Source organism: Arabiibacter massiliensis, from assembly GCF_902386925.1.
Lineage (GTDB): Bacteria > Actinomycetota > Coriobacteriia > Coriobacteriales > Eggerthellaceae > Arabiibacter > Arabiibacter massiliensis.
On the sequence record NZ_LR698996.1, the window covers coordinates 1,881,725 to 1,897,265 of the forward strand.

Annotated in this window: 15 protein-coding genes; 1 reads left to right on the top strand and 14 read right to left on the bottom strand. The window is 62.2% G+C overall.

Annotation, left to right across the window (positions count from 1 at the left end):
- Positions 1–15: 15 nt before the first annotated feature.
- The 11 genes from FX134_RS08050 to FX134_RS08100 all read right to left on the bottom strand — a co-directional run bounded on the left by FX134_RS08050 (position 16) and on the right by FX134_RS08100 (position 10,650).
- Positions 16–588 carry a 4Fe-4S single cluster domain-containing protein gene (locus tag FX134_RS08050; RefSeq protein WP_080800200.1) on the bottom strand — a complete coding sequence of 191 codons (573 nt, stop codon included), beginning with the start codon at positions 586–588 and terminating at the stop codon, positions 16–18.
- Positions 578–1,357: an FHA domain-containing protein gene (locus FX134_RS08055; RefSeq protein ID WP_080800202.1), complete on the bottom strand. Its 780-nt coding sequence runs from the start codon at positions 1,355–1,357 to the stop codon at positions 578–580. Before FX134_RS08055 ends, FX134_RS08050 begins: the two co-directional genes overlap by 11 nt.
- A 1-nt stretch (position 1,358) precedes the next feature.
- Positions 1,359–2,777 (bottom strand): hypothetical protein, encoded by a 1,419-nt coding sequence (locus FX134_RS08060; protein ID WP_080800205.1) that lies wholly within the window; start codon positions 2,775–2,777, stop codon positions 1,359–1,361.
- Positions 2,774–3,769: an FHA domain-containing protein gene (locus FX134_RS08065; RefSeq protein ID WP_172623426.1), complete on the bottom strand. Its 996-nt coding sequence runs from the start codon at positions 3,767–3,769 to the stop codon at positions 2,774–2,776. Before FX134_RS08065 ends, FX134_RS08060 begins: the two co-directional genes overlap by 4 nt.
- A gap of 49 nt (positions 3,770–3,818) precedes the next feature.
- Positions 3,819–4,886: a protein kinase domain-containing protein gene (locus tag FX134_RS08070; protein ID WP_172623427.1), complete on the bottom strand. Its 1,068-nt coding sequence runs from the start codon at positions 4,884–4,886 to the stop codon at positions 3,819–3,821.
- A gap of 313 nt (positions 4,887–5,199) precedes the next feature.
- A complete protein-coding gene (locus tag FX134_RS08075; RefSeq protein ID WP_080800214.1) occupies positions 5,200–5,907 on the bottom strand; it encodes a LytR/AlgR family response regulator transcription factor in 708 nt (235 codons plus the stop codon).
- Positions 5,908–5,937: 30 nt separating this feature from the next.
- On the bottom strand, positions 5,938–6,909 hold the full coding sequence (locus tag FX134_RS08080; protein ID WP_080800217.1) for an ATP-binding protein: 972 nt from the start codon (positions 6,907–6,909) through the stop codon (positions 5,938–5,940).
- Positions 6,906–7,799 (bottom strand): hypothetical protein, encoded by an 894-nt coding sequence (locus FX134_RS08085; RefSeq protein WP_080800220.1) that lies wholly within the window; start codon positions 7,797–7,799, stop codon positions 6,906–6,908. The genes FX134_RS08080 and FX134_RS08085 overlap by 4 nt, the downstream gene beginning before the upstream one ends.
- Positions 7,799–8,692, bottom strand: coding sequence for a hypothetical protein (locus tag FX134_RS08090; protein WP_080800222.1), 894 nt, complete (start codon positions 8,690–8,692; stop codon positions 7,799–7,801). Before FX134_RS08090 ends, FX134_RS08085 begins: the two co-directional genes overlap by 1 nt.
- A 134-nt stretch (positions 8,693–8,826) precedes the next feature.
- Positions 8,827–9,489: a vWA domain-containing protein gene (locus tag FX134_RS08095; RefSeq protein WP_080800225.1), complete on the bottom strand. Its 663-nt coding sequence runs from the start codon at positions 9,487–9,489 to the stop codon at positions 8,827–8,829.
- 120 nt (positions 9,490–9,609) lie between these two features.
- Complete coding sequence (locus FX134_RS08100) at positions 9,610–10,650, bottom strand: macro domain-containing protein (RefSeq protein ID WP_080800228.1); 1,041 nt, start codon at positions 10,648–10,650, stop codon at positions 9,610–9,612.
- A 161-nt stretch (positions 10,651–10,811) separates the two neighbouring features.
- Here FX134_RS08100 and FX134_RS08105 point away from each other — a divergent pair, with 161 nt between their 5' ends.
- Entirely contained in the window at positions 10,812–12,395 is a 1,584-nt protein-coding gene (locus FX134_RS08105) for an RNA-binding domain-containing protein (RefSeq protein ID WP_080800231.1), read from the top strand.
- 52 nt (positions 12,396–12,447) lie between these two features.
- Here FX134_RS08105 and FX134_RS08110 read toward each other — a convergent pair whose 3' ends face one another.
- The 3 genes from FX134_RS08110 to FX134_RS08120 are packed head-to-tail and all read right to left on the bottom strand — an operon-like array spanning position 12,448 to position 15,505.
- A complete protein-coding gene (locus tag FX134_RS08110; protein WP_080800235.1) occupies positions 12,448–13,341 on the bottom strand; it encodes a thiamine pyrophosphate-dependent enzyme in 894 nt (297 codons plus the stop codon).
- A gap of 2 nt (positions 13,342–13,343) precedes the next feature.
- The gene (porA, locus tag FX134_RS08115; protein ID WP_080800239.1) at positions 13,344–14,552 is read right to left on the bottom strand and encodes a pyruvate ferredoxin oxidoreductase; all 1,209 of its coding nucleotides are present in this window, start codon (positions 14,550–14,552) and stop codon (positions 13,344–13,346) included.
- Positions 14,549–15,505 (bottom strand): 2-oxoacid:acceptor oxidoreductase family protein, encoded by a 957-nt coding sequence (locus FX134_RS08120; RefSeq protein WP_080800242.1) that lies wholly within the window; start codon positions 15,503–15,505, stop codon positions 14,549–14,551. Before FX134_RS08120 ends, porA begins: the two co-directional genes overlap by 4 nt.
- Positions 15,506–15,541: the final 36 nt, after the last annotated feature.

Sequence of the window (15,541 nt, forward strand, 5' to 3'; positions counted from 1 at the left end):
TCAAACCGTCCCTTCTTAGTCGCGCGCGCCGTGGATACCCACGGAGATCGCCCTTCCCCCGTACACGAAGTTCTGCACTGCCCGGCCCTGTTCAAGGCAGCGCTCGTACTCGCCGGCAAGTTCCTCGTTGAACATCATCACGCGCTGGTTGGTGGATCCGCGCAGCGCGCAGCTGCCGTCGTTGAGCTTTTCGACGTATCGTCCGTCCACGAGCGCGTCCATCAACCCGCAGAGGCGTCCCATCCGCTCGACCCCCAAGCTCTCCTGCGCCTCCTCGTACGTGTACCCCGTGTACACGAGGATGTCGCGGAACGCCGGTCGCACGATCCCGAGGAAACGCAGGAGCTCGTCCGGCTGCTCCAGCGGATCGCCGCCGGTCAACGTCAGCCGATCCACGCCCTGCGCACGGGCGGTGCGCACGACGCAATCGGCGAATCCTTCCACCTCCACCTCGTGCTCCGGCCGATGCGCCCAAAGCTCGGGATTCGCGCAACCAGGGCATCGCTTGGAGCAGCCGCTCGTCCACATCACCAGCCGGCGTCCCGGGCCAAGCGTTTCCACAGGGCAGAGCAAGCGATCAACGAACATCGTCGACAACCCGTCTGTCGCGCTTCCCGTAACACGGTTTGACCTGTGCGATCTTGCGCTTGTCGAACGCGTCGGCGCAGCGAGGACATTCGGAGAGATGTGCGGCCTCGCCTGCCACTTGGAAGCTCCAACCGCATCCGCCCGGCGGGCAATCGATGAACCAACCTTCGATTTGGCCGTCGTCCCTGATCGCTTGGGGCTCCTCCGCAGAAGCAGGAAGCGACTCTTCCCGCGCGGCTTCGGGGGAAACCTCCGAGACGCCTTCCTCCCCTTCGGCCCCGCTCTTCAATGAGACGCGGAACGTCATGTCGGCCATGCGCACTGTTTCGCCGCCGTAGAGGGGATGCGGCACCCCCTCGACCAGCTCCGCGCTTTCGCCATTCTTGTACACATACGTCGAATTGACGGTGTTCATCGGAGTGATCGACCAACCGGCTTGTTCCTTCCGCACTTCAAGATGCAAGCGTGAGACTTTAGGGCTGAACAGATCGTTTTTGTAATCACCCTCCCTGCCGAGAAATCCGCCGCTGCCCCCGATCTCTATCTCGGTTCTCGTGCGTACCTCCTCAAGCACGAGGAGGTCGCCCGCGCTCTGCGAGGCGCGCCCATCGACGAACGACTCCGCGTCGACGCTTCTTGGGGAGTCGGGCAGCGGTGTCGGAGATGCATCATGCGCGCGCTCCCCGGCTTGGGAAGTTCCCGCAGCGCAGGCGGGGCAAACGTCAAACGCATCTTCGTTTGCCATTCCGCAGTTCGAGCAGATCCACATATCAGCTCATCTCCCTCTCGACGAGCACCTCATCGGCGCGGCTCTTCTTCTTGCGGCTTTGCAACTCATCGGCTTCCTGCATACGCGCGCGCCCGACCGACGTGAACACGACGGAGCATTCCTCGGAAGGCGGCATGTCCGACTTCTTGGCTAGGCAGATGCCGTAAGCCTTCAGGTCGTCGGCAAACTCCGCGAACACATTGCAGAAACGACGCTGCTCGTCGACGAGGCGCAACCGATCGTAAGCCGAAGCCGCCTGCGCTCGTTCCACCTGAACCCCGTCCTCGTCGTCGAGAACCGCCCCGCTGATGGAAGCCGTCTCCATCATCACCATGCCGGACGGCGAGACGTATGCATGGATCCCGACGTCGCTTTCGGTGTTCGCATACAGCACATGGCCTGGAATGGCCTGCTCAGACAAGCAAACCGCGCGCTTCACCCCGTAGCCGTGCTTTTCCATGACCCGGTCGAGAGCGTCGGCGAAATACGCGTCGTTCGCCAGCTCTCGATAGCGCTTGGCAAGATCCGCCTCCAACCGCTGAACCTCGGCAATGCCCTTGAAACTCTGCAGCGGAGGCAGCTCCGCGAAACCGACCGAGAGCTCGCGGCACCTTCTTTGGAGCAGCCGGCATTCCGTGTAAACGTCGCCCATGTCGTCAGCCGCGCGCGCAGCGCCGCGGGCGATCGTGCGGCACACTGCAGCAGCGTTTTCCAAAGCCACAATGCGATCATGATCGAGTTGATACTCTTCCAACGCGGCGCGAAGATCGCGCGCCGAAGCGAGGAGCGTCGCCCTTTGCTGAGCGACGAGCGCCTCGTCCATGGACAGCGCGGAGATGGTGGAGAACAGATTGCGAACCTCGTCGAGCACTTCAAACGGAGATGCGCTCGCCATCTGCGCAGCCCTCGGCGCGCTGGCGCTCTTGGCAGACGACGTTTCGGCGCGGAGCCTCTCGGCGCGCTCGATGGCCTCCCCGAAATCGAAGCGCTTGACCGACGCGTTTGCACTGAATTTCTCTGCAAAGGAATCGAGCCTGTCGAGCCGGGCGAGCGCTTCGGCATCGCGGCCCACACGGCCCTCGATGTCCTTCAAGCTTGCGGCAAGCTTCGTTATCGCCTGATCGCATGAGGCTTCGAGCCGCCTATTGAAGGCCTGGGCCTCTGCAAGCTGCGCAGGGTAGCCGCGAGTGGCGGTTTCAACAAGGCGGTTCTCGCATTCTGCTACAAGCTTCCTGCAATCCTCCGAAGCCAGCTGTCCGAACTTTCCCGCATCCGCGCATTGCGCGTTCAGCTTCGCCGCCCGCTTGCGAACCTCGCGCAGCGCTTCCTTGAGGATGGATGCGTTCCTCTCCCTTTCCGCTTGCAGCCGTTGCGCCATGATCTGCTCGAGCGTCAGCTCTCCCGACTTCGGACCGCTCATCGTTCACCTCGATCGTCCATGATTCCAAACCAGTACCACGAGCTTCCGGCGAGCACGATGCGATCCCCCGCTTGCAGGTCGCACGAGCATCCCGAACCCTCGGCTAAGCTGTCGTAGGCGACGCGGTTATCCTTCCCGCGGACGACCCGGGTGCCGTGCTTCGAACCCAGGTCTTCCAGCCGCCAGCATCTTTCATCGCGCACGATACGGCAGTGCTGCCGAGAGGCGGAGGGATCGCCCTCGATGACATCGCTGTCGGTGTAGCGCCCGATGAAGAACGGCTGCATCGAATCGACCAACCACCAGTCGGCAACGACACCCGGGGCGTTCGCGTCGTACTTGACAAGGCACGCCCGATCTTCGGAGGGCATTGACGCTTTCGCAGCATCGGGTATCTCGTCCGGCGTGGCCTCCGCAAGCCTCCGGGCAAGCTCCTCGTCAAGATGCCCGAACGTCAGCAGATGGAAGTAGGAGGAGACGAGCATGTTCAAGCGCTCTTCAGCGTCGCCTTGCCCAATAGCGCAGACTGAAAACAAGAGCTGCATCTCGTTGTTGATGCGCGCGAGGTTGAGATCTGTTCTCCCAGCCCTCCATTCGTTTGCGAAGCCACAGCTGACGTCTTTCCAGGTCGGATATGAAATCTCACGGATCGCGTTTCCTGGATCGATTCCTGCCTTTTCCAAATCACGGCAAAGGGACTGGGCTCCTTCTGCGAACACCTGGGAGTTCTTCACGCAGCTCTCCTTGAAATCATCGACGTATCGCAGCGAGTGGATCAACCTTGACAGCATGGTCGCCGTGCGCTTCCTAATGGAAGGGTTGGCATGGTTGATGTAATGGCCCTTCAAGCCGACATACGAATACAGCACCTTATGGTTGATGCACCCATGGGAAAGCGCTCTTATTCGCTCGGCGAAGCAGAACAGGGCCGTGCGCCACCCTTCACAGCCAACCGCATAGTTGAGAGCCGCTTTCTCTGACTGCTTCGCCATCGCTACCCCCTCTCCCGCCTCTCGTTCTCTGCTCTTGGAAGTCATGCATCTAGAGTATGCGCAAACTCGCGCGCAAGCTGTTGCGCAACACTTCCGGATCGATCCATGGCTCCAAACAAGCCGCCGACTCAGCCGACGATGCCGGAGTAGGCGGCGCGGGCTCGCAAGTGCGCCGCGAGCATAGAATGCTCGAGTCTCTATAACGGTTCGCCATGCGTTTCAGGATGGCGACCACCTCGTCGCAACGCGGACGCGAGCAGGGATCACGCGCGAGGCATGCAAGCAAAAGAGCGTGAACGTCCGGAGGAAGGCGCTCTTCGATCCGAATAATCGAAGAGCGCCTGAACCAGGATATCCAATGCGATCGACCGGCTATCAGTCCCGCCGGAAAAGGATAGGGCCATGCCCCCGTCAGCATCTCGTGCGCCACAACGCCGAACGAGTAAACGTCGGCAGAATCGCCTCCGCAAGCCCAGCCCTCCTCCTCCGCCGCAACGATCTCCGGAGCCGAGTAACCGTATGTTCCGCAAGGGGGCGCCCCTTCATCGCCCTGGAAGAACAGCGTGTCGAAATCGACGAGGGATATCCGCTTGGTCCCGCCGGTCGACACGATGATATTCGAGGGCTTGATGTCGCCATGGACGAGTTTTCGCCCGCGCTCCGTCATGAGGCTCAGGCCGTTGATCGCCTCGGCGAGCGCGAGCGCAAGCTCAAGCGCATCGACAAGAAGGCTTTCGCGCTTTTCGCACGCAGCAGTCGCCATGTGGCGGTCGAGAGACATGCCGCGCACCCACGGAGTCGCAATCCATAAGAAGGCTGTTCCTTTTCCCGATTCTGCATGTCCCATCCCGAACGATACGAGGTCCGGCAGCGGACGCGGAACCGCGAGAGCTCCCGAACAGCCGTCTTCGCACCGTGACAATCGTTTCAAAACATCGAATTGCCGGAGTATCGCTTTTTCGCTGCCTCTCGTCACCTTCACGCAGTGTGCCGCCGCATCAGCGCGTTTTGCAGCTGGCGCGGCGATGCGGAACACTGAGGAACGCAAACTGCGCGATACGAGGACGAAGCCCTTCTGCGATGGATCTCGCAGACCCCTGGGCGGGAGATGAGTCAAAGCCATTTTTCCTCCCGGTTCTCGGGGCCGATACCAGCGCACCCGGCAAAAACCGCTCAGAAGGAGAAAGCGAGGCGCGCATCGAGGGTATTGTGCAACACCTCTGCACGGAGCGGCAGACGTTCGTCACGACCGATCGCATTCCTGTCAAAACTGACTAACGGCACGTAAATCTAAGCGGCGTCGCCAGCACGCTGCGCCTCTTCGCATTACAATAAGAGGATACTTTGTGGGCAGCAGTGCGCAGGGAAAAGGGGCGCATGAAAGAACACGCTGGCGAAATCCCGCCAGCCGCATCCTCCGACATTTTCTTTTACTGCCTACCCAAATGGCGAAAGAAGGCTTCGCGGGTCGCCTTGCGCCTCTTTTGGCTGATGGGAACAATCTCGCCGGAACGCAGGACAAAGCAATCTTTGCGCGACTCCACAACGCGGTCCATGTTGACGAGAAAGCTCTTATGGCACTGGACGAACGAACCAGGCAGCTGCTCAACCAAATCGCCGAGCGTCGAATACGTTTCCAAAACCTCGCCACCCAGATGGATGCGCACTTTGCGTCGGTCGCTTTCGACAAAATCGATGGCATGGGGACGCACAAGCTTCACCATGCCACCCGAACGGATGGCGAGCGTTAAGGCGCGAAGTTCATTCAATTTGGCAAGCGCTTTGTCAATCGCATCATCGAAATCGTCTTTGCTCACGGGCTTCGCCAGGAAGTACACATGCTCGGTTCGGTACACGCGTGTGCAGAATTCCAGATGGCCCGTCACATAGACTACCTGCGTCCCGCTTCCCGCAGGAAAGAGGCTTTGGACTACTTCGATGCCATTGGGTTCATGGGGGCCCAAATCGATGTCGATAAGCAAAATGTCAATCGGATCATCCGCGCTGCGCGCTTCCAAGCTTGCAGCATCGGCGACATAATCGACGCGCAACTCAGAGGCGCAAGGATGCGACTCTGCCAATTTTTGGAGAACCTCCCTATGGTCGGGATTATCCTCGACAATGAGCAAGCGATACATGACAACATTCCAACTCTCGAGAGCTTTTCACTACGATGCGCTTTTGATGCTGCCCAAGTATAATTGATCATCTGCCGCAGAATCCACCCGAAGCAACACCGTTGTAGTGAACACGCCGGCTGCCTGGGCGGTTTCAAGTTTGCCATCGTGGCGATCGGCGAGGGACTGAAGGATGCTGAGACCCCAACCGTGCCGAGGCAGAGCGGCTCCCCTTCTGCGCGGCGCACGATGGGCAACCGATTCAGACGTCACGCAGCTGTTCTTCATGTGAACCACCAAATACCCCGTGTTTTCGCGCGCGCTCAGCTCCACGAACCGCTCTCCCTCGGGCACCTTGACGCAGGCGTTGATGGCGTTGTCCAGCATATTCGAGAACACCGCGCACAACTCCACGCTGGAAAGCCCTATATCGTCGGCAACCGCCAGGTTGAGCGTCAGGCGGATATCATTTTTGTCGCATTCGGCGGCCTTCATCGAAACGAGCGCGTCCACCACGCGATGCTCGCACGTGCGCTTGCATGTTGCGTCCATAAGACCCACTGCCCTCATCAGCCCGCGCGATGCCTGCTCGGCTTCGCGTTGATCCAGCAGCTTTTCCACAGCCGACAGTTCGCGGGCAACGTCCTCGCGTACGCGGCAGGCCTCCTCGATGTCTGCAGACAGCCGCCGCAGGTAATCCTCCTGCGCGTGCAGCTGCTCTTCGAGAAGACGTACGCGCTCGCGCGACAGCTCGCGCTCCTCCGACTCCCCCAGCATCTTGAACAAAACCAGATCAACCGGACCGCACAGAATGCTCACGGCTACGATCAGGACGAACATCCAAAGGGGCAGATCGTACGCAATCGCGTAGTAGAGCAGAAACGCCGCAATGCACAGCTGGCTGAAGGGAAACAGCAGGTTGATGAGCAGGCGCGCAGGGGCGATGCCGCGGAGCCTGCGCGCGAGCATCACCATGAACGCGCACATCAGCAGAAGCGCGCCTATCGCTATGGCGTTTCTCATGACCGAACAACCTCCTCGCCTGCGCTGGAACCGGCAAGCATCTCGCTCACCCGGCCGAGGTGCTCATACGCCTCGTGAAACCTTCCCCGATTCGACAACGCGAGCACCACCTGCACCTGATTCCCCACATCATGGCGCATCTTCAACGTGCGCTCGATGTCTTCAACCAACTCTCCGCATTGCGCGAGGTAGCCGTCGAGCTGCTCTTCAAGCAATGTCGCGCGCTCATCGTCGCGGCGTTTCTGAGTGTAGCGGCTCATCGCCGCGAACAACAGCGCATCAGCCGCGAAGCCCATCAAAGACAGTGCTACGCCCACCGCATAATACCGCAGGGAATTCTCGATATAGCCCATCGGCAAAATGATCATGATGCTTGCCAACACGAGCTGAATGACGGAGAAAAGGGCCGGTAGGCGCGCAGACTTCTCCCTCTCGTGCCTTTTGGGGGGAAAGCGACGCACAAGCCGGTAAAGCACGGTGAGCAGCAGAGCCACGAGCACGAAATGGAGTGCGTGGGTCACGGCAAACGCGCCCAGGTTGGCGCGCACCGCGTTGTAATCACCCACCGGCGTGCCCGTCACGGTTATCCAGAGCGCTCCGCCCGGCAGATCGGCGAAGAACAGCACGAAGTGGGCCAGCGCCACGATAAGGATCCGGCGAGCCAGGCCGCCCTCGGACAAAACGATGGGAACGAGAGCGGGGGCAATCGCCGCCACCAGCCGAAACTCGACGCTCGTGATTGAGCGCGTGCCGGCTATGAACAACACGAAAGCCATTTCCAGCACCCAGTACAAAACCGGTCTGCGAATATCAAGCATCTTGGTGAGCGCATACGCGAACAGCGTCTGAACAGGAAGGACTCCGACAATATCGAGAAGAACGTCGGGCATTAGGAACGATACCCCGCTTCACCGGATTGAGGCTGCTTCGCAAGCGAAGCGCCGAACGCCGCTACATGCTCGCGAGCACGTACGAGGTCGCCGCGCTCGGCAAGCGCCAGGGCAGCATGAGCTTGATTGCGCACGTCATGACGCATCTTCGCTGTGCGCTCGGCCTCTTCGACGAACGTATCGCATTGCGCCAAACACTCGTCGAGATGTTGCTGCAGCAAGGCGGCGCGCTGATCTTCGCGGCGCTTGCGAGCGAATCGACCCGCCGACGTCATCAACGCAAAGTCGGCGGCAAGGCAGAGCAGCGAAAGCACGGCAGTGCCGAAATAGAGCACGTCTGACCCCTGGCGCAGGTACACGCCGCACGCAAGCGCCAGGGCCAGCATGAGCGCCTGCGCGACGGGGAACCATACGAAGTTCTGCAGCCCTTGCGCCTGATCGCTGTCAAAACGCTTGAGCGTGGCATCTATGGCCGCGAACAGGACCGCTAAGATGATCAGGTGCATGACGTGGGTAAACGTATAAGCGCCAAGATTGCTCCAGGCCGAGCTGAACTCTATTGCCTCAAGGCCGGTCATAAGATACCACGAGCTGATGGAAACAAGCTCCGCAACGATGATGCACACGTTCACCAAGGCCACGACCAGCAGCCTGCGCAAGACCCCATCGGTTGCCACGGCGAACGGAATCACCCCGGAGCCCATGATGAGGAAGAGGAGCCGGACGGTGGCGCCGATCTCGTTGCGCGCCGCGAGAACAAACAGCATGAACGGGGCGAGCAGGATGAGGAACAGCACGTTCGAGCGCATGTGCAGCAGCCGTATCCAAGCATACGTGATAAGGATATCGGACGCGAACGTGCCGATGACGCCCGCCACCGCGCTCAAGTCCATTGCCGCACCCCCTTCCCCTCGCACGTTCGCCCCATGCGTTCATGCAAACGGTACCATAGCTTGCGCGTCAGGCGTGCGAAGTCCGGCGCAGAGGTCGCGCACTTCGGAGAAAACGTAGGCTGCGAGGCGTGCGCCTATCCGCGTGCCTCAAGATCATCGGCAATCGCGTCGCTCCAGTCTTCGGACAGCACCTGCTGCTCGCGCAGGTTGCAGGTGGCCTGCGCGACGGCCCCGAACATCACCGCGGATCCCTCGCCGTCGGCCACGTAGCGCGCCGCCCGCGCGGCCGGGATGCCTATCCTCCCCGCCTCCTTCGCCGCGTCGATGTTCGCGCCGAGGAACAAAAACTCCCACCCTTGCTCCTCGCGCTCGCTTATCAGGCGCTTGACATCATCGTACGAGTAGCGGCGGCTCGCGTTCTCCATGCCGTCGGTGGTGATGACGAAGATGGTCTTGTCCGGCTTGAACCCGTCGGGCAGGTAGCGCTGCACCATGGCGATGTGCTTGATGGAGCCGCCCACCGCATCGAGCAGGGCCGTCGAGCCGCGCACGGAGTAGTCGTCGCTCGTGAGCGGCCGCACCTGCTGCAGGTCTGCCCGGTCGTGCAGCACGAGCGTCTCGTGGTCGAACAGCACCGTGGAGAGAACCGCCTGCCCGGGCTGCTGGCGATGCTGCTCAAGCACTGCGTTGAAGCCGCCGATAGTATCCGTTTCCAGGCCGGCCATCGACCCGCTGCGATCTAGCAGGAACACGAGCTCAGTCGTTGCGTGCCCGGTTGTCGTTTCGTTGGCGTTCATGTTCGCTCCTTCTCTTTGGCTTGAGGGAGCCCCGCGCATCGGAGCCCCGCCGACAAAGCCACTATAGAAGGGAACACGCGCCATAAGGTCGCCTCGTAGGCGACAATCGCGCGCTGAGCCTTACGAGCCCAGTAGCATCTGGTCGAAGGCGAACAGCGTCTCGTTGATGACGAACAGGTCGTACTCCTGCCGCCGGATGAAATACTCCACGATCACGTCAAACTTACTCGCGTGCGAGAGCGCGAATCCGGCCTTCTCGAGCAGGCCCTTCGTCTCTTCGAGCGAGAGCCGCAGCGCCACGGCGAACGCGAGCGCCGTGGGCTTGCTGGGGCGGTACGCCTTGTCGCTGCGGATCTTCGAGAACAGCTTGCGGCTGACGTTCGCGCGCTTGTACGCCTCCACGTCGGTCATGCTGCGCTCATCGATGAGGCGCAGCAAACACTCAGAGAACGACTCATCCAGGTTGTCCACGAGCTGGGAGAGGTCTTCTGCCTGCGAGGCGGTCGCGCTTCGAGCGGCGACTCTCGGGGCAGCAGGCTGCACGCGCCGGCTGCGGAGTTCAGTATCCTCGAAGCTGAATCCTGCAGCGAGTTCATCGCTCAGGACCGCCGTCCCCAGGTAGTCATACGCCTTCTCATAGGTGTCGTCGATGTACTGCCGCACCGACGCGAACAGCGACTCCCCGATGTCGAACGACGCGCGGTCGAACACCACGAGGTAGATGTCGACGTCATGGTCGGCCAGGAAGCTCGCGAACGCCTCGAGCGCGATGGCCAGCGCCGCCGGCTTGGGGAAGCCGAATGCACCGGTGGAGATGAGCGGGAACGCCACCGACTCGACGCCAAGCTCCTCAGCACGGGCGAGAGCTGCGTCGTAGCATTGCCGAAGCAGCGCCGCCTCGCCTTCATCCCCGCCGCGCCAGATGGGCCCCACCGCGTGGATGATGTAGCGGGCGGGCAGCGCGAACCCCGGCGTGACCACCGCCCCGCCCACCGGGCAGACGCCGATGGCGCGACATGCGCGCGCAAGCTCCTCATGCCCGGCGCCGTGGAACAGCGAGCCGCACACGCCCCCGCCCGCCAGCAGCTGGGCGTTCGCGGCGTTCACTACCGCGTCCACCCGCATATGCGCTATATCGTCGCGAACGATCCGAAACGGCATGACGTCGACCCCTTTCCTTCCACGAAAACGATGACGCAAAGAACGAGAACAGTATACCAGCGGCTGCAAAGCCTTTTCGAAGCTGCGACTCGGTCTGTCAGTGGCGGTGTTTCAAGTTATAATCGAAAGTCGAAAAGCCGGACGGGAAAGGAGAACCTGCTATGAAACGCGAGGATATTCGCCGCTTGGCGCACGAGCTCCTGGCATCCCGTCATGTTGAAAGCGACTTCATCGAATACAAGAAATCAGCTGAGTTCAAGGGCGGCATCCTCAAAACGATGTGCGCTTTCGCCAACAATTACATGAACAGGGAAATCGGGCTTCTGTTCATCGGTGTCGAAGAAGAGGACGCGCAGGACGGACGGAAGGCCGTGCCCGTTCTGCCCATAGCCGGCATCGACGAGGCGAATCTGGAAACGACCGAGAACACGCTGAAGTCGCTTGTCGCCTGCGTCGTGCCCAAACCCATCGTGCATTTCATCGTAGACGAATTCGACGACCGCTCGTATCTCATCGTGGCCATCGAGCCAGGCTCCGCAGGCCCATACGAGACGAAAGAGGTCGCTTCGAAAAAGCACGGCATCAAACCGGGGCGCTACATCCGCGTGTCCCGCGACACCGTGCCGCCGAACCACACGCAGGAATTCCACTTGTTGAAGAAGTTCGCCGACTACCATTTCAGCTCGGAGCTCAACGAACGCGCCACGCTCGACGACCTCAACTACGAGTACATGCGCGAGTACCTGGTGCAGACTGGAGCACGCGAAGACGTCCGCACGCTCTCCAAGCTCGAGATGGCGAAAAGCATGGGACTTGTATCCGAAAGCGACTTCGGAGGCCTGCGCGTCAAGAATTTCGCGGTCCTCATGTTCGCCAACAGGCCCCGAGATTTTATCAAGGGCGCTTACGTCGAGGTTATCAGCGACATCATGGACGATACCGACCGCATGTCGGCGGAAACGTTCGAAGGGCCCATCTGGGTGCAGGCGCAATTCGTAGGGACGTACTTCAAAAACGTCATCGAGCGATCGTTCACCGTTCGCACGCCGGGAATCGACCAGCATCGCATCGTCTACAACTACCCTGCTCAGGCCTTCGAGGAACTTGCGACCAATATGATCCTGCACCGGCAGTACGATGACGAGAACTACGGCGGCATTTACGTGTACGCGGACAAGATCGTGTTCGTCAATCACAACCGCCCCATACCGCCCGTCACCATAGAAGCCATGAACAACGACGTCGAGTTTCCCAAGCGCGTGTACGAGAATCCCGAAATCAAGGAGATGTTCCACGCCCTCCATCTCATCGAGAGCTACGGCTCGGGCATTCGTCGCGCGAAGAGCGCCCTCGAGGAGAACGGCTCGCCCGCGCTACGCTTCGAACCCGACAACGACACCGACGAGCTCACCATGGTCACCATGTTCATAAACCCGGAGTTCGCTGCGATGGAAGCTGCGGTAGATCGGGCACTCACGGGCAAAGGGACGAACGGGAGTGACGGTGTAAATGAAAAAACTACCCAGAAAACTACCCAGAAAACTACCCAGAAAGTAAAGCTCACTGCAAAGGATCAGGAAACGCTCGCAGAGTTCGAGCAAAATCCGCACCAAACCATCGAGCAAGCGGCTCGCACGCTGGGCATAAGCGTCGATGCTGCGAAAAAACGCGTTGGGAAGCTGCAGCGGATTGGAATGCTCGAGCACGTCGGGCCGAACAAAGGCGGCCATTGGAGAATCGTTTAGTCAGAAAAGGCGGGAGCCCCGCATCACCTTGGTGCGGGGCTCCGGACGTAAATTACTTCCACTCCCTCCGCATGACCTCCCACTTTGCGTCGCGGGCGGCTTCGACGGCGGCTATCTCGTCGTCCGAAAGCGCGCGGAAGCGGCCTTGGCGACGCAGGTAGGCTTCGACGCTGGCGAACTCCTTGGGGTCGCGGTTGAGCTTGAACGAGCCGCCCTCGTATTCAGCGAGGTACCAGAGTCCCGTGTCCACGATATCCTTGGCGATGTCTGCCGTCTCGTCCACGCCGCAGCCCCAGCCGGTTGGGCACGGGGCGATCACGTGGATGTAGCGCGTGCCCTTGATGTCGCGCGCCCGCTCCACCTTGCGGATGAAGTCGTTCAGGTAGCCCACGCTCGCCGTGGCGGCGTAGGGGATGCCGTGCGCGGCCACGATCTCGAACAGGTTCTTCTTCTGCGTGAGGCAGCCGTGCACGTTGCTGCCGGCCGGCGTGGTGGTGGTCTTGGCGCCGAACGGGGTGAGCGAGCTCTTCTGGATGCCCGTGTTCATGTACGCCTCGTTGTCGTAGCAGATGTAGAGCACGTCGTCGTTGCGGTCGATGGCACCCGAGAGCGCCTGCAGCCCGATGTCGGCCGTGCCGCCGTCGCCGGCGAAGCCCACCACCGTACAGTCGTCGGGCAACTTGTGTTGCGCGCGCAGGCCGGCCTCGATGCCGGTGAGCACGCTGGCCGTGGCGGCGAAGGGCGTGATCATGGCGTTGTTCGCAAAGGCGAGCTGCGGGAAGTTGAACCCGACGGCGCTCATGCAGCCCGCGGGCAGCGCGGCCACGGCGTTCGGCCCCAGCACCTTGAGCGCCGCGCGCACGGCAAGCGACCCGCCGCAGCCCGCGCACGCCTTGTGCCCGAAGAACAGCTCGTCGTCGGTCATGTTCTTGGCGGTGACGGCCATGGCTATCGGCCTCCTTCCGAGACGGCGTCCGCCGGCGAATCGATTCCCAGGAAGCTTACGTGCGGCAGGTCGAGCGTGCCCTCGGCCGCCTGCGCGAGCGCGCGGAACATACCCTCCACCTGGGCCTCGGAGATGTCATCGCCGCCCAGGCCGCCAATGAAGTTGTACGACGGCACGCGCGCCCCCGCCTGCTGCAGCGCCGAGTTCACGTTGGTGTACACCGTGCCCTCCGCGCCGAACGAGACGTCCTTCTCCAGCACGCCCACGGCCTTCGCGGCCGCGAGCGCAGTGGCCACGAGCACGCTCGGCATCGGGCGCAGGTAGCGGATGCGCAGCATGCCGGCGCGCACTCCCTGGGCGCGGAGCTTCTCCACCACGCCGCGCACGAGCCCCGCCACCGACCCGAGCGTCACCAGCACCACGTCGGCATCGTCGCAGTTCACGCACTCGATCATGCCAGTGTAGCGTCGCCCGAACACTTCGGCGAAGCGCGCCTCCACCTCCTTGATGGCGCGCGGCGCGGCCTCCTGCATGTCGCGATGCTCCCAGTACTTGAAGTAGCGATCGTAGTCCGGCCCCGCCGAGAAGCCGATGCTCACCGGGTTCTCGAAGTCGAAGCGGTTGCCCGCGCCGTCGTAGGGCGGCAGGAACGCGTCGGCCTCATCGGGTGTGGGGACGTCCACCGTCTCGTAGGTGTGCGTGAGCGCGAAGCCGTCCAGGTTCACCATCACCGGCGTGCGCACGGCCGGATCCTCGGCCACGGCGTAGGCCATGAGGGCCAGGTCGAGCGCCTCCTGGTTGTTCTCGGCGTACACCTGGATCCAGCCGTGGTCCAGAAGCGACAGCGAGTCGCGCTGGTCGCCGTAGATGTTCCACGGCAGGGCGGTGGCGCGGTTCGCGTTCATCATGACGATGGGGAACCGCCCGCCCGACGCGTAGGTCAGGCACTCGGCCATGTACAGCAGGCCCTGGCTCGACGTGGCTGTGAACGTGCGCGCGCCCGTGGCCGACGCGCCGATGGCGCACGAGAGCGCCGAATGCTCGGACTCCACGTGCACGTACTCGGCGGCCAGACTTCCGTCCTCCACCATCTCGCTCAGGCGCTCCACCACCACCGTCTGCGGCGTGATGGGATACGCGGAAATGACCTGCGGGCGCGCCAGCCGCACGCCCTCGGCGAGGGCCTCGTCGCCGGAAAGGAACCGCTTCATCGGGCATCCGCCTCGCTTTCGGGGATCATCGTGATGGCGCCGAACCTGCACGCCTTCGCGCACACGCCGCAGCCCTTGCAGAAGTCGTAGTCGATGGCCACCGGAGCGCCGCCGGGCGCGGGGTCGGCCACCTTGAAGACGGTGCCGTCAGGACAGTAGAGGTAGCATTGCAGGCAGCCCGTGCAGGCGGCCGGATCGATCACGGGGCGGATGTTGCGCCAGCCCGCGTTCTTCACCGTGAGGTAGCCGCCCTCGAAGCACGTGGAATGCGCGAACTCGGCGGGATCGAGCGCGCCGGAGCGAAGCGTGGGGATGAGGGATGCCGGGCGCTGGGGCACCGTCGTCGCGGCGCTTTCGGCTGACGCCGCAGGGGATCCTTCGACTCGCTGCGCTCGCCCAGGATGACAAGGGGTGGCTGCTCCGTCGCTGCGCTCAGGATGACAAACGGCGCACGCCTTCTGCACGATATCGATGTTCTTCGCGTGCAGCTTCGCGGGCATGTACTGGCGGATGGCCTCCTCCACGTCGGCCAGCTCCACCCTCTCGCAGAGCGCCGCCAGCGCGCCGAGGAACACCGTGTTGGGGATGGGCCGGCCGAGAACCGCGCTCGAGATGCCGTCGGCATCGAGCGCCACGATGCACGCATCGTCGAACGCACGCGTGCTGTTCACCAGAACCAGGCCGCCAGGCTTGAGTTCGCGCTCCCAGCCGTCGCCGAGCAGCGTGTCATCCAAGTACACCACGTAGTCGGCCTGCGCGATGGCACTGCGGTCGCCGATGGACGCATCGTCCATCTTCGTAAACGCCCTGATGGGCGCGCCGCGACGCTCGGGTCCGAACGCCGGGAACGCGAGCGCGTGCCGCCCATCCTCCATCGATGCCGCCGCGCCCAGAAGCCGCGCCGCCGTGAACGCGCCCTGCCCGCCCCGGCCGTGCCATAAAACTTCGATCATGAGCTTCTCCCACCGCCCTCGATTACATCGTCTGCA

Excerpts from the sequence above, each read along its gene's own strand:
- FX134_RS08080 (WP_080800217.1), bottom strand. The coding sequence starts at position 6,909 with ATGAGAAACGCCATAGCGATAGGCGCGCTTCTGCTGATGTGCGCGTTC.
- FX134_RS08065 (WP_172623426.1), bottom strand. The coding sequence starts at position 3,769 with ATGGCGAAGCAGTCAGAGAAAGCGGCTCTCAACTATGCGGTTGGCTGT.
- FX134_RS08095 (WP_080800225.1), bottom strand. The coding sequence starts at position 9,489 with ATGAACGCCAACGAAACGACAACCGGGCACGCAACGACTGAGCTCGTG.
- FX134_RS08100 (WP_080800228.1), bottom strand. The coding sequence starts at position 10,650 with ATGCCGTTTCGGATCGTTCGCGACGATATAGCGCATATGCGGGTGGAC.
- FX134_RS08090 (WP_080800222.1), bottom strand. The coding sequence starts at position 8,692 with ATGGACTTGAGCGCGGTGGCGGGCGTCATCGGCACGTTCGCGTCCGAT.
- FX134_RS08120 (WP_080800242.1), bottom strand. The coding sequence starts at position 15,505 with ATGATCGAAGTTTTATGGCACGGCCGGGGCGGGCAGGGCGCGTTCACG.
- FX134_RS08105 (WP_080800231.1), top strand. The coding sequence starts at position 10,812 with ATGAAACGCGAGGATATTCGCCGCTTGGCGCACGAGCTCCTGGCATCC.
- FX134_RS08060 (WP_080800205.1), bottom strand. The coding sequence starts at position 2,777 with ATGAGCGGTCCGAAGTCGGGAGAGCTGACGCTCGAGCAGATCATGGCG.
- FX134_RS08110 (WP_080800235.1), bottom strand. The coding sequence starts at position 13,341 with ATGGCCGTCACCGCCAAGAACATGACCGACGACGAGCTGTTCTTCGGG.
- FX134_RS08085 (WP_080800220.1), bottom strand. The coding sequence starts at position 7,799 with ATGCCCGACGTTCTTCTCGATATTGTCGGAGTCCTTCCTGTTCAGACG.
- porA (WP_080800239.1), bottom strand. The coding sequence starts at position 14,552 with ATGAAGCGGTTCCTTTCCGGCGACGAGGCCCTCGCCGAGGGCGTGCGG.
- FX134_RS08055 (WP_080800202.1), bottom strand. The coding sequence starts at position 1,357 with ATGTGGATCTGCTCGAACTGCGGAATGGCAAACGAAGATGCGTTTGAC.
- FX134_RS08075 (WP_080800214.1), bottom strand. The coding sequence starts at position 5,907 with ATGTATCGCTTGCTCATTGTCGAGGATAATCCCGACCATAGGGAGGTT.
- FX134_RS08050 (WP_080800200.1), bottom strand. The coding sequence starts at position 588 with ATGTTCGTTGATCGCTTGCTCTGCCCTGTGGAAACGCTTGGCCCGGGA.